This window comes from Methylorubrum sp. SL192, assembly GCF_026672325.1.
GTDB classification, from domain to species: Bacteria; Pseudomonadota; Alphaproteobacteria; order Rhizobiales; family Beijerinckiaceae; genus Methylobacterium; species Methylobacterium extorquens.
This window is the reverse complement of the sequence record NZ_JAPPQV010000003.1, coordinates 607,317-627,025: the sequence shown is the minus strand read 5'-3', so window position 1 is coordinate 627,025 and position 19,709 is coordinate 607,317. Positions and strand designations below refer to the sequence as shown.

18 protein-coding genes are annotated in these 19,709 nt (G+C 69.9%); 11 read left to right on the top strand and 7 right to left on the bottom strand.

Annotated features, from left to right (window positions below; genetic code table 11):
• Positions 1-7: 7 nt before the first annotated feature.
• The gene (locus OVA30_RS03745) at positions 8-979 is read right to left on the bottom strand and encodes a class I SAM-dependent methyltransferase (protein ID WP_003597672.1); all 972 of its coding nucleotides are present in this window, start codon (positions 977-979) and stop codon (positions 8-10) included.
• 191 nt (positions 980-1,170) lie between these two features.
• Between OVA30_RS03745 and hemH the strand changes: the two genes are divergently transcribed.
• The 7 genes from hemH (at position 1,171) to OVA30_RS03710 (ending at position 8,044) form a co-directional block, all read left to right on the top strand.
• A complete protein-coding gene (gene hemH, locus OVA30_RS03740) occupies positions 1,171-2,241 on the top strand; it encodes a ferrochelatase (protein WP_012253087.1) in 1,071 nt (356 codons plus the stop codon).
• Positions 2,242-2,509: 268 nt separating this feature from the next.
• On the top strand, positions 2,510-3,079 hold the full coding sequence (locus tag OVA30_RS03735) for a F0F1 ATP synthase subunit delta (protein ID WP_076644266.1): 570 nt from the start codon (positions 2,510-2,512) through the stop codon (positions 3,077-3,079).
• A gap of 74 nt (positions 3,080-3,153) precedes the next feature.
• Entirely contained in the window at positions 3,154-4,683 is a 1,530-nt protein-coding gene (atpA, locus tag OVA30_RS03730) for a F0F1 ATP synthase subunit alpha (RefSeq protein ID WP_003597667.1), read from the top strand.
• A gap of 185 nt (positions 4,684-4,868) precedes the next feature.
• Positions 4,869-5,759 carry a F0F1 ATP synthase subunit gamma gene (locus OVA30_RS03725; protein WP_076644267.1) on the top strand — a complete coding sequence of 297 codons (891 nt, stop codon included), beginning with the start codon at positions 4,869-4,871 and terminating at the stop codon, positions 5,757-5,759.
• Positions 5,760-5,783: 24 nt separating this feature from the next.
• Entirely contained in the window at positions 5,784-7,241 is a 1,458-nt protein-coding gene (gene atpD, locus OVA30_RS03720) for a F0F1 ATP synthase subunit beta (protein ID WP_003597665.1), read from the top strand.
• Between the two features lie 123 nt (positions 7,242-7,364).
• Positions 7,365-7,616, top strand: a complete 252-nt coding sequence (locus OVA30_RS03715) for a hypothetical protein (RefSeq protein ID WP_003597664.1) — start codon at positions 7,365-7,367, stop codon at positions 7,614-7,616.
• Positions 7,617-7,642: 26 nt separating this feature from the next.
• Positions 7,643-8,044, top strand: a complete 402-nt coding sequence (locus tag OVA30_RS03710; protein WP_003597663.1) for a F0F1 ATP synthase subunit epsilon — start codon at positions 7,643-7,645, stop codon at positions 8,042-8,044.
• 100 nt (positions 8,045-8,144) lie between these two features.
• On the opposite strand, the gene OVA30_RS03705 is transcribed toward OVA30_RS03710, so the two are convergent.
• The 5 genes from OVA30_RS03705 to OVA30_RS03685 form a co-directional block, all read right to left on the bottom strand.
• On the bottom strand, positions 8,145-9,419 hold the full coding sequence (locus tag OVA30_RS03705; RefSeq protein WP_268174654.1) for a CCA tRNA nucleotidyltransferase: 1,275 nt from the start codon (positions 9,417-9,419) through the stop codon (positions 8,145-8,147).
• Positions 9,416-9,673, bottom strand: a complete 258-nt coding sequence (locus OVA30_RS03700; RefSeq protein WP_268174653.1) for a DUF6111 family protein — start codon at positions 9,671-9,673, stop codon at positions 9,416-9,418. The genes OVA30_RS03705 and OVA30_RS03700 overlap by 4 nt, the downstream gene beginning before the upstream one ends.
• A 68-nt stretch (positions 9,674-9,741) precedes the next feature.
• On the bottom strand, positions 9,742-10,422 hold the full coding sequence (locus tag OVA30_RS03695) for a CoA pyrophosphatase (protein WP_268174652.1): 681 nt from the start codon (positions 10,420-10,422) through the stop codon (positions 9,742-9,744).
• The gene (locus tag OVA30_RS03690) at positions 10,419-11,000 is read right to left on the bottom strand and encodes a DUF1285 domain-containing protein (protein ID WP_268174651.1); all 582 of its coding nucleotides are present in this window, start codon (positions 10,998-11,000) and stop codon (positions 10,419-10,421) included. The genes OVA30_RS03695 and OVA30_RS03690 overlap by 4 nt, the downstream gene beginning before the upstream one ends.
• Positions 10,997-11,431, bottom strand: a complete 435-nt coding sequence (locus OVA30_RS03685) for a PaaI family thioesterase (protein WP_268174650.1) — start codon at positions 11,429-11,431, stop codon at positions 10,997-10,999. Before OVA30_RS03685 ends, OVA30_RS03690 begins: the two co-directional genes overlap by 4 nt.
• A 196-nt stretch (positions 11,432-11,627) precedes the next feature.
• On the opposite strand from OVA30_RS03685, the gene OVA30_RS03680 reads away from it, so the two are divergent.
• From OVA30_RS03680 to OVA30_RS03665, 4 genes are all read left to right on the top strand, one after another.
• Positions 11,628-12,638, top strand: a complete 1,011-nt coding sequence (locus tag OVA30_RS03680) for an AAA family ATPase (RefSeq protein WP_012253080.1) — start codon at positions 11,628-11,630, stop codon at positions 12,636-12,638.
• An 11-nt stretch (positions 12,639-12,649) separates the two neighbouring features.
• Positions 12,650-13,564 carry a DUF58 domain-containing protein gene (locus OVA30_RS03675; RefSeq protein ID WP_268174649.1) on the top strand — a complete coding sequence of 305 codons (915 nt, stop codon included), beginning with the start codon at positions 12,650-12,652 and terminating at the stop codon, positions 13,562-13,564.
• A gap of 13 nt (positions 13,565-13,577) precedes the next feature.
• Entirely contained in the window at positions 13,578-16,415 is a 2,838-nt protein-coding gene (locus OVA30_RS03670) for a DUF4159 domain-containing protein (RefSeq protein WP_268174648.1), read from the top strand.
• A 190-nt stretch (positions 16,416-16,605) separates the two neighbouring features.
• Positions 16,606-18,696: a hypothetical protein gene (locus OVA30_RS03665; protein WP_268174647.1), complete on the top strand. Its 2,091-nt coding sequence runs from the start codon at positions 16,606-16,608 to the stop codon at positions 18,694-18,696.
• Between the two features lie 53 nt (positions 18,697-18,749).
• Here the strand turns inward: OVA30_RS03665 and OVA30_RS03660 are convergent, their stop codons facing one another.
• The gene (locus OVA30_RS03660; protein WP_326493630.1) at positions 18,750-19,616 is read right to left on the bottom strand and encodes an AraC family transcriptional regulator; all 867 of its coding nucleotides are present in this window, start codon (positions 19,614-19,616) and stop codon (positions 18,750-18,752) included.
• Positions 19,617-19,709 lie beyond the last annotated feature (93 nt).

Here is a 19,709-nt window from a genome sequence, read left to right as displayed (position 1 = left end):
CACCGGCTCAGCGCTTGGTGAGCCCGTCCTTGCTCATCCCGTCCCGCACCGCCTTGGCGTTGCGCCGCAGCGCCGGCCAGATCCAGGCGCCCGAGGCGAAGTAGAGCCCCGCCGACATCGGCTTCAGATCGACGGCGAGCCGGTCCGCGAGGCCGGGATTTTTCAGCGGCACGGCGGGCGCATCGGTCTTGCGGTAGACCACCGTGGTGTCCTCGCGCCAATACTCGGTATGCGGCACGAGGCCGGCGCGGCGGGCCAGCAGGTCGAAGGTCTCGCGCACGTAGCCGTGGACATGGGCGAAGTGGAAGCGCTCGTGCGGCGGCTTGCCGGTGGCGGCCATGTTCGGCACCGCCGCGTAGAGGATGCCGTCGGGCTTCAGCCAGCCGGCCAGCCGCTCCATCGTCTCGGCCGGGTTGCGCAGATGCTCCAGCACGTGGTGCGTGGAGATCACGTCGAAATGGCCGGCGGGGAAGCGGTTCGGGTCCTCGGCCTCGTCGAGCACCTCGACGCCGTGATGCGTCCGGGCGAAGGTCGCGTAGTCGCGGCCGGGCTCGACGCCGATCACCTCGCAGCCGCGCCGTTTGGCCTCCGCCAGGAACTCGCCGGAGCCTGAGCCGAAATCGAGCAGCTGCGCGCCCGCCTTCAGCTTCGGCGCCAGCAGGTCGGCGCGGAACGTCGCCTCGCGGGCCGAGCGGTTGAGATGGTGGCGCGGCGGCCCGCCCGCGAAGGCGAGCTGGTAATCGGCGCGGTAGGCGGTCGAGTAATATTCGGCCAGCTCGTCCGGCGTCGGCATCGGATCGGTGCGGATCAGGCCGCATTGCAGGCAGGCGATCGAGCGCAGGGTCTTGAGCCGCCGGTCGGTCTCGGCCACGGTGACGGCGTCGCGGCATCCGCACAGGTTGCACGCGGCCGGCGCCCCCTCGTAGGGGTAGCCGGTGAACGGCACGAAGTGCTTCAGGAAGTAGCGGGGGGACGGCATGTCGCGCTGGCCTCCGGAGCGATTTCGGGCAAAGGGTTTGCCGAGATTCGGGCCGGACTCCCCGCAAGAGTGTTCTCTCTCGGGTGAGCCTTGGCCTTGAAAAGCCGCCTGCTCTAGATCGAACGGCCGGTCCGCACAACCGGATCGCTTGCCGCATTGAGGGAGGCGGGGAGCCCGTGACCGGAAACCCGATGAACGAACGCGTCGAACCTCACACCCTCCTGCGCGATCCCGTGCCGGTCGCGCCCACCGCCCTGCCGCCCGACCACCCGGCGGTGCGGACCGGCCGCGTCGGCGTGCTGCTGATGAATCTCGGCACCCCCGAGGGCACGAGCTACTGGCCGATGCGCCGCTATCTCAAGGAGTTCCTCTCCGACCGCCGGGTGATCGAGGTGCCGCGGCTGATCTGGTGGCCGCTGCTCAATCTCATCATCCTGACCAAGCGGCCGGGGCCGAAGGGCCGCGACTACGCCAGCATCTGGAACAACGAGCGCGACGAGGGTCCGCTCAAGACGATCACCCGCGGCCAGTGCGAGAAGCTCCAGGCGGCGATGGGTGATTCCGTCGTGGTCGATTGGGCGATGCGCTACGGTAAGCCGGAGGTGAGCCTGCGCATCCAGGCGCTGCTCGACCAGGGCTGCGACCGCATTCTGCTGGTGCCGCTCTATCCGCAATACGCGGCGGCGACCTCGGCCACCGCCTGCGATCAGGCCTTCAAGGCCCTGATGCAGATGCGCTGGCAGCCGACCGTACGGGTCTCGCCGCCCTACCACGACGATCCCGTCTACATCGAAGCCATGGCCCAATCGATCCGCGAGGGGCTGGCCAAGCTCGATTTCGAGCCGGAGGTGATCCTCACCTCGTTCCACGGCGTGCCCAAGAGCTACCTGCTCAAGGGCGACCCCTACCATTGCCAGTGCCTCAAGACCGGCCGGCTGATCCGCGAGGCGATGGGCTACACGCCCGAGCGGATGCGGGTCACCTTCCAGTCCCGCTTCGGCAACGAGGAATGGCTCAAGCCCTATACCGACGAGACCGTGCAGGCGCTGGCCAAGTCCGGCGTCAAGCGCATGGCGATCGTGGCGCCGGGCTTCACCGCCGACTGCCTGGAGACGCTGGAGGAACTTGACGGCGAGAACCGCCACTATTTCGAGGAGAATGGCGGCGAGAAATACGCCTTCATTCCCTGCCTCAACGATTCCGACCTCGGCATGCGGGTGATCGAGAACGTGGTGCGCCGGGAATTGCAGGGCTGGATCTGACGGGGCTCGGACGGGGCTCGACGAACGCCGCGCAGGGTCCGCCGTGATCCCGCGCGGCGGTTCGCCATGCCGCGAAAGCGCTCCATCATCGCCCTAACGTTGCCTTGCGCCCCCTCGGAACGCATGCTAGGCGACAGCCGCGCCGCGGGGAGACCGATCAAGGCCTTCCGAGCCCGGTGCAATTCCAATCCCCACGGGTCTCACGCCGTCGCCGCAAGGCGAGTTCGAGCATGAGGGGCCGGCGGGCAAGGACAAGAGAGAGCGACGGGTGGCGCAGAACGGTTCCGAGGGTCCCCTGTTGGCCGGTGTGGCGGGCCGCTACGCGTTGGCCCTGTACGAACTGGCTCACGATCAGGGTCAGGTCGATGACGTCGCGAAGAACCTCGACGCGTTCGACGCGCTCTATCGCGAGAGCGACGACCTGCGCCGCCTCGTGCGGAGCCCGGCCTACTCGGCCGCGGAGCAGACGGCTGCCATCGGCGCCCTGCTCGATCGGGCGGGAATCTCGGGTCTGGCCGCCAACTTCATCAAGCTCACGGCGGCCAACCGCCGCCTCTTCGCCCTGCCGGGCATGATCCGCGCCTATCGCGAGAAGGTGCGTGAATCCAAGGGCATCATCCGCGCCGAGGTCCGCGTCGCCGAGAAGCCCTCGGACGCGGTGATCGAGGACATCAAGGCCTCGCTGCGCGACGTCGCCAAAAGCGAGATCGATCTCGATCTCCACATCGACCCGAGCCTGATCGGCGGCATCGTCGTCAAGATGGGCTCGCGCATGGTCGACGCCTCGCTCCGGACCAAGCTCAACAGCATTCGCCTCGCCATGCGGGAAGCCCGCTGAGCGGTCTCGATCAGACCCTCGCGAACCTCCCGACAGCCGAACAGACAGCCCCAGACCTTTAAAGAGGCCCGACGATGGACATCCGCGCCGCCGAGATCTCCGCGATCCTGAAAGAGCAGATCAAGAATTTTGGCCAAGAGGCCGAGGTCACGGAAGTCGGGCAGGTGCTCGCGGTCGGCGACGGCATCGCCCGCGTCTACGGCCTCGACAACGTCCAGGCCGGTGAGATGGTCGAGTTCGAGTCGGGCGTGCGCGGCATGGCCCTCAACCTCGAGCAGGACAATGTCGGCGTCGTGATCTTCGGCTCCGACCGTGAGATCAAGGAAGGCCAGACCGTCAAGCGGACCGGCTCCATCGTGGACGTACCGGTCGGCAAGGGTCTGCTCGGCCGCGTGGTCGACGGCCTCGGCAACCCGATCGACGGCAAGGGCCCGATCCAGTCGACCGAGCGTCGCCGCGTCGACGTGAAGGCGCCGGGCATCATCCCGCGCAAGTCGGTGCACGAGCCGATGTCCACCGGCCTCAAGGCGATCGACGCCCTGATCCCGGTCGGCCGCGGCCAGCGCGAGCTGATCATCGGCGACCGCCAGACCGGCAAGACCGCCATCGCGCTCGACACCATTCTCAACCAGAAGTCGGCCCATGCCGGCGCGGACGAGAACGCCAAGCTCTACTGCGTCTACGTCGCCATCGGCCAGAAGCGCTCGACGGTGGCCCAGTTCGTGAAGGTGCTGGAGGACCAGGGCGCCCTGGAATACTCCATCGTCATCGCCGCCACCGCCTCGGACGCCGCGCCGATGCAGTTCATCGCGCCGTTCGCCGGCTGCGCCATGGGCGAGTATTTCCGCGACAACGGCATGCACGCCGTGATCGTGTATGACGACCTCTCCAAGCAGGCCGTCGCCTACCGCCAGATGTCGCTTCTGCTGCGCCGCCCGCCGGGCCGCGAGGCTTACCCGGGCGACGTGTTCTACCTCCACTCGCGCCTGCTCGAGCGCGCCGCCAAGATGGGCGACGCCGCCGGCAACGGATCGCTCACCGCGCTTCCGGTGATCGAGACCCAGGCCAACGACGTCTCGGCCTACATCCCGACCAACGTGATCTCGATCACCGACGGCCAGATCTTCCTTGAGACCGACCTGTTCTACCAGGGCGTCCGCCCGGCGGTGAACGTCGGCCTCTCGGTCTCGCGGGTGGGCTCCTCGGCCCAGACCAAGGCGATGAAAAAGGTCGCCGGCAAGATCAAGGGTGAGCTGGCGCAGTACCGCGAGATGGCGGCCTTCGCGCAGTTCGGCTCGGATCTCGACGTCTCGACCCAGCGTCTGCTCAACCGCGGCGCGCGCCTCACCGAACTCCTGAAGCAGCCGCAATTCTCGCCGCTGAAGATGGAAGAGCAGGTCGCGGTGATCTACGCCGGCGTCAACGGCTACCTCGACAAGCTTCCGGTGGGTAAGGTCCGCGCCTTCGAGGAGCAGCTCCTCGGCACCCTGCGTTCGAAGCACCAGGATTGGCTGAACGCGGTGCGCGACTCCAAGGACCTGTCGGACGCCAACGCCAACACGCTCAAGGGCGTGGTCGAGGCCACCGCCAAGTCGTTCGCTTAAGAACAAGCGTTCGCCTGAGAACACGCCGTTCGCCTGACGAACGCACGTCCCTTCCCGCCCGCGGGAGGGGACAGGGGTCGGGCGGTGCCGGACGAAGCTTCCGGCGCCGCTTGAGCCACCCCGACCTCCGGCTCCTCCCCGCAGGGTGAGGAGAGGCCCTTCCGAACGGACCCGGACGCCCACCGATGCCCAGCTTGAAGGATCTGCGGAACCGCATCACCTCGGTGAAGGCGACGCAGAAGATCACCAAGGCGATGCAGATGGTCGCCGCCGCAAAGCTACGGCGCGCCCAGAATGCCGCCGAGAACGGGCGTCCCTACGCCGAGAGAATGGCCCAGGTGCTCGGCAATCTCGCCGGCAACCTGATCGGCGGCGTCGGCGCTCCGCGCCTGCTCTCCGGCACGGGTCAGGACCGGGTGCACCTGCTCGTCGTCTGCACCGGCGACCGCGGCTTGGCCGGCGCGTTCAACTCCTCGATCGCCCGTCTGGCCCGCGACCATGCCAACCGGCTGATGGCCGACGGCAAGACCGTCAAGATCATGACGGTCGGCAAGAAGGGCCTCGACGTCCTGCGCCGGCAGTTCCGCGACCAGATCATCGCCTCGCGCGACATCCGCGGCAACAAGCCGGTCGATTACCCCTTCGCCGCCGAGATCGCCGACGACATCCTCGCCCGCTTCGAGGCCGGTGAGTTCGACGTCGCGACGCTGTTCTACTCGGAGTTCCGTTCGGTGATCTCGCAGATCCCGACGGCGCAGAAGCTCATCCCGGCCGAGCTGCCGACGGCCGAGGGCGCTGCCGCCACGGGCGCCGGCTCCGATGCCGCGATGGAATTCGAGCCGAACGAGGAGACGATCCTCGAGACGCTGCTCCCGAAGAACCTCACCGTCCAGATCTTCCGGGCGCTGCTCGAGAACGCCGCCTCCGAGCAGGGCGCACGCATGAGCGCCATGGATTCGGCGACCCGCAACGCGGGCGAGATGATCAAGAAGCAGACGCTGATCTATAACCGGACGCGTCAGGCCATGATCACCAAGGAACTCATCGAGATCATTTCGGGCGCGGAAGCGCTCTGACCGCCGCATAAAGGAATCATCGCAATGGCGAACACCGCTTCCCCCCTGCAGACGACCGGCGCCAAGGGCAAGATCACCCAGGTCATCGGTCCCGTCGTGGACGTGCAGTTCGACGACCACCTGCCGGAAATCCTGAACGCGCTCGAGACCCGGAACCAGGGCAGCCGCCTCGTTCTCGAAGTCGCCCAGCAGCTCGGTGAGAACACCGTCCGCTGCATCGCGATGGACACCTCCGAGGGCCTCGTCCGCGGCCAGGAAGTCCGCGACACCGGCGCGCCGATCAAGGTGCCGGTCGGCCACAACACGCTCGGCCGCATCATGAACGTCATCGGCGAGCCGATCGACGAGGCCGGCCCGATCCAGTCGGACACCCTGCGCGCCATCCACCAGCCCGCCCCGCCCTACACCGATCAGTCGACCGAGTCGCAGATCCTGGTGACCGGCATCAAGGTCGTCGACCTGCTCGCCCCCTACGCCAAGGGCGGCAAGATCGGCCTGTTCGGCGGCGCCGGCGTCGGCAAGACCGTGCTGATCATGGAGCTGATCAACAACATCGCCAAGGTTCACTCGGGCTACTCGGTCTTCGCCGGCGTCGGCGAGCGCACCCGCGAGGGGAACGATCTCTACCACGAGATGATCGAGTCCAACGTCAACAAGAACCCCAAGGAGAACGGCGGCTCGGCCGAGGGCTCCAAGTGCGCGCTTGTCTACGGCCAGATGAACGAGTCCCCCGGCGCCCGCTCGCGCGTCGCGCTCACCGGCCTCACCATCGCCGAGGACTTCCGCGACCAGGGCCAGGACGTGCTGTTCTTCGTGGACAACATCTTCCGCTTCACCCAGGCCGGCTCCGAGGTCTCGGCGCTGCTCGGCCGCATCCCCTCGGCGGTGGGCTATCAGCCGACGCTCTCCACCGACATGGGCGCCCTGCAGGAGCGCATCACCACGACGACCAAGGGCTCGATCACCTCGGTGCAGGCGATCTACGTCCCGGCCGACGACCTGACCGACCCGGCGCCCGCCGCCTCCTTCGCCCACTTGGACGCGACCACGACGCTGTCGCGCTCGATCGCCGAGAAGGGCATCTACCCGGCCGTCGATCCGCTCGACTCGACCTCGCGCATGCTGTCGCCCGCCATCCTCGGCGAAGAGCATTACGAAGTCGCCCGTAAGGTCCAGCAGACGCTGCAGCGCTACAAGTCGCTTCAGGACATCATCGCCATCCTCGGGATGGACGAGCTGTCGGAAGAGGACAAGCTGACGGTGGCCCGCGCCCGCAAGATCGAGCGCTTCTTCTCGCAGCCCTTCTCGGTGGCTGAGATCTTCACCGGCTCGCCGGGCATCCAGGTGCCGCTGGAAGACACCATCAAGGGCTTCAAGGGCCTCGTCGAAGGCAAGTACGACGACCTGCCCGAGGCGGCGTTCTACATGGTCGGCACGATCGAGGACGCCCAGGAAAAGGCCAAGAAGCTCGCGGCCGCCTAAGGCATCATCCCGAAAGGTGGTTACCGGCTTTCGGAACAAGATGATGCAAGAACAAAAGGCTAGAGCATTGTCCTGGATCCGATATCCAGGACAATGCTCTAAGGCACGGGCGCGGGAACGATCGTGAACGCCAAGGTCGTTCTCCTTCTCGTCGGCGTCGTGGTTGGGGGCCTCGTCGGCTACCTGACCCGGCCGCAGGCCGCCGAGCTCAAGCTCGGTCCGCTCAGCGTCGAGATCCAGGACAAGGACTCGGCGGTGGGCGCACGCGGCGGAGAGCTGACCACCGGCCAGCTCCAGCATGTCGGGCTGTTCGCCCTGATCGGCGCCGTGATCGGCTTCGGAGCAGGCTTCGTCGCCGACCGCAGCCGGCGCTGACATCCAACCTCGGGACCTGATTGACGATGGCCACCTTCCACTTCGATTTCGTCGGCCCCGAGCGGACGCTGTATTCCGGCGAAGTCGAGGCCGTGCAGCTTCCCGGCTCCGAGGGCGAGATGACCGTGCTGCCGGGCCATGCCCCGGTGCTGACCACCCTCAAGGTCGGCGTCATCACCGTCACGGAGACGACCGGCAACGGCATGCGCATCTACGTCCAGGGCGGCTTTGCCGATATCGGACCGAAGAGCGTGACGGTTCTGGCCGAGCGCGCCGCGCCGATCGAGGAGGTCACCCCCGGCATGATCGACCGGGAGATCGAGGCGGTGGAACTCGTCCGCGACGCGACCCAGGATCTCGCCAAGCGCGAGGCGCTGAACGCCCAGATCGTTCAGATGCAGGAAGCCAAGAACACGCTGAGCCGCTGATTTTCGTCAGAGCTTCGAAATTCGGAAAGGCGCTGGGAAACCGGCGCCTTTTTTGTTTTTGCGCCGGGATCGTGCTTGCGGACGCTGCCAAGAAAGCCGTCTACGGCGCTGTCGCGGCTTCCAGCGCCCGCGCAATCAGCCGCTCGCGCGCCTGCGCATCGTCCGGGCATCCGCTGGCGAGCCAGAGGTCCCGGGCCGCCCGCAACCCCGCACCGACCGCCCGGCCCGGCGCTACGCCGCGCGCCACGAGGTCGGCGCCTGTGACCGGGAGGACGGGGCGCGTGCCGGCGGCTTCCATCCGGTTGAGTTTGGTGCGCGCCTCCGGCGTCGCGCGCGGGCGCGGCTCGCCGTCGAGGGCGATCAGCAACTCACGCAGGGGCCCGGCGCCATAGGTGGCGACGAGAGCCGGCACCGCGTCGGCCTCGATCACCGGCCGGTCGTGCAGGGCCGCGAGGGCGATGGCGTAGCCGGTGAGGCGCGCGTGCTCGGCCCGCGACAGACGAAGGCTCGCCTGCAGCCGGTCCGCGTCCTCGATCGTCCGCACCGCGAGCGCGGCGAAGCGCGCGGTGGCGTCGAGGTGCGGCTCGGCCGCCGCGCAGCGGGCGAGCCGGCCCAGTTCGCCGACGCCGCCGAGGATGCGGGGGAGCAGGCCGGTCTCGCTCAGGATCGCCACCGCATCGACGGCGCGGGGCGCTAGCAGCAGCTTCAGGAACTCGGCGCGCACCCGCTCCCGCGAGAGCCGGTCGAGGCTATCACGCGCGGCGACGGAGGCGGCGAGGCCCTCCGCGTCCGGTGCGCCGCTCCCGTAGCGGGCGTGGAAGCGGAAGAAGCGCAGCAGCCGCAAGGCATCCTCGCGCAGGCGGGTCGCCGCGTCGCCGATGAAGCGCACCCGGCCGGCGGCGAGGTCGGCGACACCCCCGGTCGTGTCGTGCAGGCGTCCCTCCGCGTCGAGCGAGAGGGCGTTGATGGTGAAGTCGCGCCGCTCGGCATCGCGAACGAAGTCGCGGCCGAAACGCACCACCGCGTGGCGCCCGTCGGTCTCCACGTCCTCGCGCAGGGTCGTCACCTCGTGCGGCTCGCCGCCGACGACGAGGGTGACCGTGCCGTGCTCGATCCCCGTGCCCACCGCCTTGATCCCGGCGGTGCGGGCGCAGGCCATCACGGCCTCGGGCCGGAGCGTGGTGGCAAGATCGATGTCGGCGACGATGGTGCCCAGCAGCGCGTCGCGCACGCAGCCGCCGACGAGACGCGTTTCCTCGCCCGGCGCATCGAGTGCCGCAAGGCAGGCTTGCACGCCCGCCCGCGCCAGGAGGCGGGCCGGCCCGTCCGCGACCAGCGGCGGGGCAACGGATGAGGGCCGCGTGTCGGTGATCATCGGAAATGGCCCGGCACCAGCCGGCCGTTCTCGAAACGCGGCAGCTCGTAGCCGTCGTGGGTGCGCTGCCCGAGCAGGCCGACCGCGACGAGGGAGGCGATGACGATGAACAGCCCGGCCAGGATCAGCCGCGTCCAGTGCGGCTTCCACTCGGTATGGTCGAGCGGCGAGCGTCGGGCAAACAGCAGCCAGCCCGCGAAGGCCAGGAAGGGCAGGGAGAACAGGAGGATTTCCTGAAGGACGAGGCGGAGCATGGATGGCGCAATCTGCGAGGGGCCGTGGGGCGCCCGTCAAGCGTCGAGGCGTTCAGGGATCAAGACGTTCAGGGATAAAGGCGTTCTTGGAGGTTGTGCACGATCCCTGCCGTGACGCCCCAGATCAGGTGCTCGGCGAAGGGGATGGCGTAGAAATAGCGCGTCCGGCCCTTCCATTCCGCTGAACGGACGAGATGCCGCGCCGGGTCCATGAGGAAGGCGAGCGGCACTTCGAACACGGCCGCCACCTCCGCCGGGTTCGGCCGCAGCACGGCATCGCGCGCCACGAGCCCGACCACCGGCATCACGAGGAAGCCGGTGCCCGAGAGATAGGGATCGAGATAGCCGAGCGGGCGCACGGCGTCGCTCTCAAGTCCGATCTCTTCCCAGGCCTCGCGCAAAGCGGTGTCGATCGGCGTGGTGTCCTCCGGATCGACCTTGCCGCCGGGAAAGGCGACCTGCCCCGAATGGTCGCGTAGATGCGCCGCCCGCTTCGTGAACAGCAGCGTCGGCCCCCCGGGACGGTCGATGACCGGCACCAGCACCGCCGCGGGCCGGTGGGGTGTGGCCGGCGCAACGGAAAAACCCTCCGGCTGGAGGTCGTGGTCGCCGCGCGGGTTCGACAACGGCACGCCCGGCCCCGGCGGCACGTGGCTCAAGCGGGTTTCCGCCCGCGCCAGGAAGGCATCGAGGGCGAAATCCTCCGCGAGCCCGTCCGCCACGGGCCCGGCCGCCTGGGACAGCCTCACGCCGCCTCGGCCGGGGCGATGCGGTGGAAATGCCCTCCGGCCCAGAGCCCGAACCACCTCTGCCCGTCGATCTCGCACTCCTCGCCCATCTCCACGAGATCGTAGGTGAGGGGGCGGGTGACCAGGGCCCAGAGGTCGCGGCGGACATGGAGGTAGGGCTTGAGACCCTCCGCCCCGTCCTCGAAGCGCAAGCGATGGTCAGCATCGGCCGAGACGAGGTCGTCCACATTGGTGCGGAAGGCGATGCGGCGGCCTTCGCCCTCGCCCTCCACCGCCATCTCCACGGCCGCGAATGCCGCGTCCTCGACGGTGATGCGGACTTTCTCGGCCGGTGTGACGAGCACGGTCGAGCCGTCGGGCTCCTTGCGCAGGATCGAGGCGAAGAGCTTGACCAGCTTCGGCCGCCGGATCGCCGAGCCGTCGTGGAACCACGTGCCGTCGGCGGCGATGCGGATGTCGATCGTGCCGCAATGCTCCGGATTCCAGCGCTCCACCGGCGGCAGGCCGCGTTTGCCGATCTCGCCGAGGGCGGCGCTGAGGCGGGCGAGCGCCGGATCGTCGGGTGTGCTCTGGGTCATGATTTGTCGCCGGGCTTGTCCCGCAAAACCTTCCAGATTCCCGTCACCGCCGCCAGAGGCCGGCCGCCGCTGGTGAGCGTGCCGCGCACGAAGACGAGGGACGCGGTTTTCCGCACGATCTCCGGCACCGTCTCGATCAGGTCGCCGATCTGGGCCGCGCCGACGAACTGGCTCGACATCTCGATCGTCACCGCGCGGGCCCCGTCGCAGGCGTCGCGCACGACGATGCTGAGCGCCCGGTCGGCGAAGGTGAGCAGCATGCCGCCATGGACGATGCCGACGAGGTTGCCGTGCCGCTCGTCGGTGCGGAAGGCGAACGCTTTCGTGCCCTCGACCGTCCGGTGATAGACCGGCCCGACATGGGCGATGAAGCCCGGATCGGTGAAAGCCTCCCACCCCTCGGGGAAGGCCATGCGCTCCTCGTCCGTCATCCGGTCTCGCCTTCCTCGGGGCGGGTGCGTCCCGCCCGCGATGCACGATGTCGCGGGCGTCCTGCCCGCCGCGTCTGGAGCGCCCATATAGTGCCGATCTGCCGCGCGGCAGCGCCGCGCTTGCGTTCGGCCCGCGTTCGGCGCCAGACTCCGCACTTTCCGGGCCTCCGCGCCCGGCCATCGCAAGGTTCACTTCATGGCACAGGGCGCCGGATCGGCCAGCACGACGAGTCTCGACGACGGGATCGTCGCCACCGCCGAAACCTGCCTCGCCGCGATCGAGCAGGCGCGCGAGGCGATCCACGGGGTCATCTTCGGGCAGGAGAAGATCGTCGATCTGGCGCTGGTCACGATCCTGGCCGGCGGCCACGGCTTGCTCGTCGGCCTGCCGGGTCTGGCCAAAACCAAGCTGGTCGAGACGCTGGGCACCGTGCTCGGGCTGGATGCCCGCCGCGTGCAGTTCACGCCGGACCTGATGCCCTCCGACATCCTCGGCACCGAGATCCTGGATGAGGATGCCGAGCGCCGCCGCTCTTTCCGCTTCGTCAAAGGGCCGGTCTTCACCCAGCTCCTGATGGCCGACGAGATCAACCGCGCCAGCCCGCGCACGCAATCGGCGCTGCTCCAGGCGATGCAGGAGCATTTCGTCTCGGTGGCGGGCGAGCGCCACGACCTGCCGCGCCCCTTCCATGTGCTGGCGACGCAGAACCCGATCGAGCAGGAGGGCACCTACCCGCTGCCCGAGGCGCAGCTCGACCGCTTCCTCCTGGAAATCGATGTCGGCTATCCCGACCGCGCCGCCGAGCGCCGCATCCTGATCGAGACGACCGGCGTCGAGGACGCACGGGCCAAGACCGTGATGACCACCGAGCAATTGCTCACGGCCCAGCGCCTCGTGCGGCGCCTGCCGGTGGGCGATGCCGTGGTCGATGCCATCCTCGACCTCGTGCGCTCGGCCCGGCCCGAGGGCGGCGATCCGTCGGTCGCCAAGAAGCTGCTCTGGGGGCCGGGCCCCCGCGCCAGTCAGGCGCTGACGCTGGCCGTGCGCGCCCGCGCACTGATCGAGGGCCGGGTCGCCCCCTCCGTCGCCGACGTGAAGGCTTTGGCCGAGCCGGTGCTCAAGCACCGCATGGCGGTGACCTTCGCCGCGCGGGCCGACGGCGAGACGGTGACCGGCCTGATCGGCCAGCTCGCCGCGAAGCTCTGAGCCCGCCGCGGATGGCCTCCACCCGGCTCGTCGAGGCCGAGAGCCGCCGCCCCGGCGGCCCCGAAACCGGTGGCGCCCTGGCGCTCGCCGAGGTGATGCCGCGGCTCGTGCTCGAATCGCGCCGCGTCTCCGGCACCCTGGCGCACGGCCTGCACGGTCGCCGCCGCGCGGGGCCGGGCGAGAGCTTCTGGCAGTTCCGCCCCTTCGTGCCCGGCGAGGCGGCGGCGCGCGTCGACTGGCGCCGCTCCGCCCGTGACGACCGGCTTTACGTGCGTGAGCGCGAGTGGGAGGCGGCCCACAACATCTGGATCTGGATCGACCGCTCCGCCTCCATGGGCTTCGCCTCAAGTCTCGCCCAGACCTCCAAGATCGAGCGGGCGCTGGTGCTGGGGTTGGCGCTGGCCGACACGTTCGTGGAGGGCGGCGAGCGCGTCGGCCTGCTCGGGCTCACCCGTTCCAGCGCGACGCGCGGCATCGTGGAGCGGCTTGCCCAGGCGCTCGTCAACGACCGGGCCGGCCTGACCCAGGATCTGCCGCCGGGAGCGACGCCCGGCCGGTTCGACGAAGTGGTACTGATCAGCGATTTCCTCACGCCGCTGGATCGGGTGCGGGGTGCCGTGCAGACGATCTCGGCGCGCGGCACCCACGGCCATCTCGTGCTGGTGGCCGACCCGGTGGAGGAGACCTTCCCCTTCACCGGCCAAGCGGTGCTGCACGATCCCGAGGGCGGCCTCAGCCTTGATATCGGTGAGGCGTCGGCCTGGGGCGAAGCCTATCGCACCCGCATCGCGGCCCATCGCGACGGGCTGTCCGAGATCGCCCGGCAGCGGGGCTGGACGCTGACGATCCACCGGACCGACCGGCCGGCGAGCGAGGCGGCCCTGCGGCTGCTCACGCTCGTCGCCGCCGCGCGCGGCCTCGGCTGAAAGGCGAAGCGCATTGTTCGGAGTTCCGCTCACCTTCGCCGCCCCCCTCGCGCTGGCCGCCCTCGTCGCGCTGCCGGCCCTGTGGATCCTACTGCGGGTCACGCCGCCGCGCCCGCAGCGCATCCATTTCCCGCCGCTGGCGCTGATGGCCGACCTGCTGCCGAAGCGCGAGACGCCGGCCCGCACGCCGCCCTGGCTCCTGATCCTGCGGATTCTCGCCGCCGCCTGCCTCATCCTCGCGGTGGCCGGGCCGGTGTGGAATCCCGGCGGCATCGGCGCTGCGTCGGGGCGCAACCCGCTGCTCCTCATCCTCGACAACGGTGTCGTCGCCGCCCACGACTGGCGCGACCGCCTCCGTGCGGCGACCGACGAGATCGAGGCCGCCGCCCGCGACGGTCGCCCGGTGGCGCTGGTTGCCAGTGCCGAGCCCCCCGCGCCGTTCGAGGCGAAGGCCCCGGCCGCCGCGCTGGAGCGCCTGCGCGCGATCAAGCCGCGTCCGCATCTCGGTGACCGCGGGGCGCATCTGGCCTCGATCGGTACCTTCCTGGAGCGGGTGCCCGGCGCCTCGATCGTCTGGATCAGCGATGGCGTGCGCGGCGTCGGCGAGGCCGATTTCGCCACGTCCCTCGGCGAGATGGCGGCCCGCCACGGCAGCGCGGTGACCGTGCTGAAGGCCGAGCGCTCCCCGGCGCTGGCGCTCGAAGGCTCCCCCGTGCAGCCGGGCGAAAAGCTCTCGGCGCAGGTGCTGCGGGCCGAAGGCAATGGCCGCGACGCGGGGCTGGTGCGGGCGCTCGACCAGAAGGGCCTGCCCCTCGCCGAGAGCCGCTTCACCCTTGAGCCGGAGGCGCGCGAGACCCGTGTCAGCTTCGACCTGCCGGTGGAGCTGCGCAACGCCATCGCTCGCCTCGAGATCGAGGGCGAGCGCTCGGCCGGGGCCGTGGTGCTGATGGACGAGCGCGGCAAGCGCCGCCGGGTCGGCCTCGTCTTCGGCGGCACCCTCGATCAGGCCCAGCCGCTGCTCGCGCCGACCTACTACCTCGCCAAGGCGCTCACCCCCTTCGCCGACGTGCAGCAGCCCCGCGGCGGCCAGGGCACGGCCGAGTCCATCGGCCAGATGCTCGACAATCAGGTCTCGGTGCTGGCGCTCGCCGATGTCGGCGCGCTGGACGAGCGCACCCTCGCGCGGGTCGAACAATTCGTGGACGAGGGCGGGCTGTTGCTGCGCTTCGCCGGTCCCCGGCTTGCCGCCGGCAACGACCCGCTCGTGCCGGTGCGCCTGCGCCGGGGCGGTCGTTCGCTCGGCGGCACCCTCTCCTGGGACCGGCCGCGCACGCTCGCGGCCTTTGCTCCCGAGAGTCCCTTCGCCGGCCTGAACCCGCCGGCCGATATCGGCGTGCGCCGCCAGATCCTCGCCGAGCCCGACGGCGACCTGCCGGGCAAGACCTGGGCGGCACTCGAGGACGGCACGCCCATCGTCACGGCGCAGAAGCGGGGGCAGGGGCTCGTGGTGCTCTTTCATGTGACCGCCGACACGACGTGGTCGAACCTGCCGCTGTCGGGGCTGTTCGTGGACATGCTGCGCCGGGTGGTCGGGCTCGCGGGTCCCTCGGCCAAGCTCGGCGAGGGCGACGGGAGGCCGGCGAAGGCCGCGCTGCTGGCGCCGCGCCTGACCCTCGACGGCTTCGGTGCGCTCGGCTCGCCGCCGGCGGGCGCCACGGCGGTGCCGGCCGATTTTGCCGACCGCGCCGGCCCCGAACACCCGCCCGGCTTCTACGGCACGGCGGAGGGCGGCATCGCCGTCAATGCGCTGGCGCCCGGCGACCGGCTCCAACCCCTCGACCTCACCGGCCTCAAGGGCGCCCGCACGGGTTCGCTCGCGGGCGCCGAGACGCTGGATCTGCGCGCGCTGCTGTTCACCCTCGCGCTGGCGCTGCTGGCCCTCGACACCCTGGCCGGCCTCTGGCTTGGCGGATTTTTTCGCAAGTTTGGTCGAGGTTCACACGGGAAGGCGGCACCGGCCGCCCTGCTTCTGCCGACGTTGCTCGGCCTTGCGCTGGTCTTCGCCCCGCCTCCGGCACGGGCGCAGGAATCAGCGGCCAACCGGCCGAACGGCATCGAATCGGCGCTGGCCACCCGCCTTGCCTTCGTCGTCACCGGCGACGCCGCGACGGACGCGGCGAGCCGGGCGGGCCTGTCGGGCCTGAGCCAGATGCTCGCCGCCCGCACCGCCCTGGAGCCCGGCGAGCCCGCGGGCCTCAATCCGGAGAAGGACGAACTCGCCTTCTACCCGCTGATCTATTGGCCCATCGTCGCCGGCCGTCCGCAGCCGAGCGAGGCGGCGATCCGCAAGATCGACGCCTTCATGCGCAACGGCGGCACGGTGATCTTCGACACCCGCGATGCCCAGACCGCCCGCCCCGGCGGCCCGCCGAGCCCGGAAGCGGCGTATCTGCGCAAGATGCTCGCCACCCTCGAAGTGCCGGAGCTGGAGCCGGTGCCGGCCGACCACGTGCTCACCAAGGCGTTCTATCTGGTGGATTCCTTCCCTGGCCGCTTCGGCACCGGCCAGACCTGGGTCGAGACGATTCCGCCCGCGGGCGAGGGCGGCGAACGCCGTCCGGCCCGGGCCGGCGACGGCGTCACCCCGCTCATCATCACCGGCAACGATCTCGCCGCCGCCTGGGCGGTCGGCCGCAACGGCGAGCCGCTCTACCCCGTCACCGGCGGCGACCAGCGCCAGCGCGAGATGGCGTTCCGCGGCGGCATCAACATCGTGATCTACACCCTGACCGGGAACTACAAGGCCGATCAGGTCCACGTGCCGGCCTTGCTGGAGCGGTTGGGACAGTGATTTTTTCCGCGCGACGTTCCGACATCGCCCTCTCCCCTCCGCAGGAGAGGGTGGCCCCCGAAGGGGGGTGGGTGAGGGGAGCGCCGCTTCCGGAAGGGCCTGAGCCGGCCCCTCTCCCGCCTGCTCCGCAGGCACCCTCCCCCGCAGCGGGGGGAGGGATTTTTGTCGTTTCCAATGAAGGCCCCGCCCGATGCTGAGCCTCAGCTTCACGCCCCTCGTCCCCTGGCCGGTGCTCGTCGGATTCGGCGTGCTCGCCGTGACCCTCGCCGTCGTCGCGGTCCTTGCGCGTGGGCGCACGGCCCTGTTGCGGGCGGTGGCGCTGGGCCTCGTCATCGCCGCGCTCGCCAACCCCTCGCTCGTGCGCGAGGACCGCGACCCGGTGAAGGACGTGGCGGCCATCGTTGTCGATCGCTCCGGCTCGCAAAGCTTGGGCGATCGCCCGGCCATGACCGATGCGGTGAAAGCCGAGCTGGAGCGCCGCTTCGGGGCGCTGACGAATATCGAGCCCCGCTTCATCGAGGTTGGCGACGCCCAGGGCGGGGAGGGCGACGACGGCACCAAGCTGTTCACGGCGCTGACCCAGGCGCTCGCCGACGTGCCGCCGGAGCGGATCGCCGGCGTGGTGATGCTCACCGACGGCGTGGTGCACGACATCCCCGCCTCGCTCGAAGCGCTCGGGCTCAAGGCGCCGCTGCACGTTCTCGTCACCGGCAGGCCGGACGAGCGCGACCGTCAGATCAAGATGCTGGAAGCGCCCCGCTTCGGCATCGTCGGCCGGGACGTCACCTTGCGTGGCGAGGTGATGGAGCGCGGCGGCACCGGCACGGCGACCGTCACCGTGCGCCGCGACGGCGAGGAGATCGACCGGCAGAGCATCGCCACCGGCGTGCCGTTCTCGCTCACCACACATATCGAGCATGGCGGCCCGAACGTCGTCGAGATCGAGGTCGAGCCGCTGCCGGGCGAGCTGACCACGGTCAACAACCGCGCCGTCCTGCCCATCGAAGGAATTCGCGAAAAACTGCGGGTGCTGCTCGTCTCCGGCGAGCCGCATCAGGGCGAGCGCACCTGGCGCAACCTCCTGAAGTCGGACGCCTCCGTCGATCTCGTCCACTTCACGATTCTCAGGCCGCCGGAGAAGCAGGACGGCACCCCGATCTCCGAACTCTCGCTGATCGCCTTCCCGACCCGCGAGCTGTTCGTCCAGAAGATCAAGGATTTCGACCTCATCATCTTCGACCGCTACGCCAACCAGAGCGTGCTGCCGTCCGCCTATTTCGACAACATCGCCCGCTACGTCCGCGAGGGCGGTGCGCTCCTCATCGCCGCCGGGCCCGAATTCGCCGGTCCCGCCAGCCTTGCCCGCACCCGGCTCGCCTCGATCCTGCCGGGCGATCCCTCGATGAAGGTGGTCGCGCAGCCGTTCAAGGCGACGCTCACCGAGACCGGCCACCGCCACCCCGTCACCCGGGCGCTGCCGGGCTCTGAGGCGAATCCGCCGGCCTGGGGCGACTGGCTGCGCATCGTCTCGGCGCAGACCCGTCCCGGCGTGCAGCCGATCCTGTCGGGCGCCAACGGCCTGCCGCTCTTGGCGCTCTCACGTGAGGAGAAGGGCCGCGTCGCCCTGATGCTGTCCGATCAGGCCTGGCTCTGGGCCCGCGGCTACCAGCAGGGCGGCCCCTATCTCGATCTGCTGCGGCGCCTCGCTCACTGGCTGATGAAGGAGCCCGCCCTCGAAGAGGAGGCCCTGCGCGCCCAGACCACGGGCCGGGGCCGCGAGGTCCGCGTCGAGCGCCAGACCATGGCCGAGGAGGCGGGCCCCGTCACCATCACCGGTCCGACCGGCAAGGAGCGCAGCCTCGACCTGTCGAAGGCCGAGACCGGCCTGTTCACCGCGACCTTCGAGGCGGAGGGGCTCGGGCTTCACACCATCCGCTCGGGCAGCCTCGTCGCCTTCGTCAGCGTCGGCCCGGCCAACCCGCGCGAACTCGCCGACGTGTTCAGCGACACCGATCGGCTGAAGGGCGTGGCGGACGGCTCCGGCGGCACGGTGCGCCGGGTCGCGGCGGCCGGCGGCGGCATCGAGCTGCCCCGCCTTCAGATCACCCGCGGCGGCCGTCTGGGCGGCGCCGACTGGATCGGCTTCCGCCCGAGCGACAGCGCCACGATACGCGGCGTCGAGGTCTATCCCCTCGGCATCGGCCTGTGGGCGCTGGTGGCCCTCGCCGCCGCCGTGCTGGCGATGTGGCTGGTCGAGGGACGGCGCGGCCGCGCGGCGTAGCGGAGGTGACGACCGGCGGGTGGTTGTCGTCACGGACGCTCAGGAATCGGCGGTCACGATCGCTTTTTCCATTCGCCGGGCGTCATCTGGGTCGCGGTCTTGAAGACGCGCGTGAAGTGGCTCTGCGAAGCATAGCCGCAAGCCAGCGCCACTTCGGCCAGTCCGGCCGGTTCCCCTCTCAAGAGCTGTTTTGCCCGCTCGATACGCCGTGCGCCGAGATAGCGATGCGGGGGCATGCCGAAGCTGATCCGAAACATCTTGGCGAAGTGGAACGTGCTGAGGCGAGCCTCCGCGGCCAATCGATCGAGCGTCAGCGGCTCGTCGAGATGCGCTTCGATCAACGCTGCAATCCGTCGCCGCGTCGTGGGCGACAGGCCACCGCGGACGGGCGCCGGCCCCGTGGCCTTGGCGTATTGCCGTAGGAGGCGGTGAACGAGGAGGTGGCAGGCGGCATCCAGCGCCGGGCCATCGCCTCCCTCCGTCCAGTCGAGGGGCATCACGCCACCGCGAACGATCATCGCCATCGCGGGATCGTCGGAGAAGGTCAGGTCTTGAACGTTGATCCGGCGCGGATCCACGTCGAAGGCCGTCAACGCTCGATAAGCGAGCACGTCAGGCTCGATATAGAGGTGGAACATCCGGAGCGATCCGCCGATGTGCCAGTGGCTCTCGTGTCCGGCGGGCAAGAGGCAGAGCTTGTCCGGCCCCCCGCCCGACAAATGCCGGTCTTCGCGCACGACGCGCTCGCCCCCGTCGAGATAGATGCTGAGCGTGTGGTGATCGGGCCGATCGTAACGGGCTTGGTTGTCGCGGTTGCTCCATTCGGCGAGCGAGAGCCCACGCCCGACCGTTCCCGACCGCATCAGCTGCGCGCCGGTCCGGGAGAGGGTGCGGGCAACGCTGGAGGACGGGCGTTCCATGCTCACCGCCGAGAGATGCCTCGTTCCTTGGACTGCGCCTGGCATCGGTGCAACGCGCTGGCGGGAAAAGCCCAAGATTGTGCAAAGCCGTCG

Excerpts from the sequence above, each read along its gene's own strand:
- OVA30_RS03685 (WP_268174650.1), bottom strand. The coding sequence starts at position 11,431 with ATGACGGACGAGGAGCGCATGGCCTTCCCCGAGGGGTGGGAGGCTTTC.
- atpD (WP_003597665.1), top strand. The coding sequence starts at position 5,784 with ATGGCGAACACCGCTTCCCCCCTGCAGACGACCGGCGCCAAGGGCAAG.
- OVA30_RS03675 (WP_268174649.1), top strand. The coding sequence starts at position 12,650 with ATGGCCTCCACCCGGCTCGTCGAGGCCGAGAGCCGCCGCCCCGGCGGC.
- OVA30_RS03705 (WP_268174654.1), bottom strand. The coding sequence starts at position 9,419 with ATGATCACCGACACGCGGCCCTCATCCGTTGCCCCGCCGCTGGTCGCG.
- OVA30_RS03660 (WP_326493630.1), bottom strand. The coding sequence starts at position 19,616 with ATGGAACGCCCGTCCTCCAGCGTTGCCCGCACCCTCTCCCGGACCGGC.
- OVA30_RS03710 (WP_003597663.1), top strand. The coding sequence starts at position 7,643 with ATGGCCACCTTCCACTTCGATTTCGTCGGCCCCGAGCGGACGCTGTAT.
- OVA30_RS03725 (WP_076644267.1), top strand. The coding sequence starts at position 4,869 with ATGCCCAGCTTGAAGGATCTGCGGAACCGCATCACCTCGGTGAAGGCG.
- atpA (WP_003597667.1), top strand. The coding sequence starts at position 3,154 with ATGGACATCCGCGCCGCCGAGATCTCCGCGATCCTGAAAGAGCAGATC.
- OVA30_RS03665 (WP_268174647.1), top strand. The coding sequence starts at position 16,606 with ATGCTGAGCCTCAGCTTCACGCCCCTCGTCCCCTGGCCGGTGCTCGTC.
- OVA30_RS03680 (WP_012253080.1), top strand. The coding sequence starts at position 11,628 with ATGGCACAGGGCGCCGGATCGGCCAGCACGACGAGTCTCGACGACGGG.
- hemH (WP_012253087.1), top strand. The coding sequence starts at position 1,171 with ATGAACGAACGCGTCGAACCTCACACCCTCCTGCGCGATCCCGTGCCG.
- OVA30_RS03745 (WP_003597672.1), bottom strand. The coding sequence starts at position 979 with ATGCCGTCCCCCCGCTACTTCCTGAAGCACTTCGTGCCGTTCACCGGC.
- OVA30_RS03690 (WP_268174651.1), bottom strand. The coding sequence starts at position 11,000 with ATGACCCAGAGCACACCCGACGATCCGGCGCTCGCCCGCCTCAGCGCC.
- OVA30_RS03700 (WP_268174653.1), bottom strand. The coding sequence starts at position 9,673 with ATGCTCCGCCTCGTCCTTCAGGAAATCCTCCTGTTCTCCCTGCCCTTC.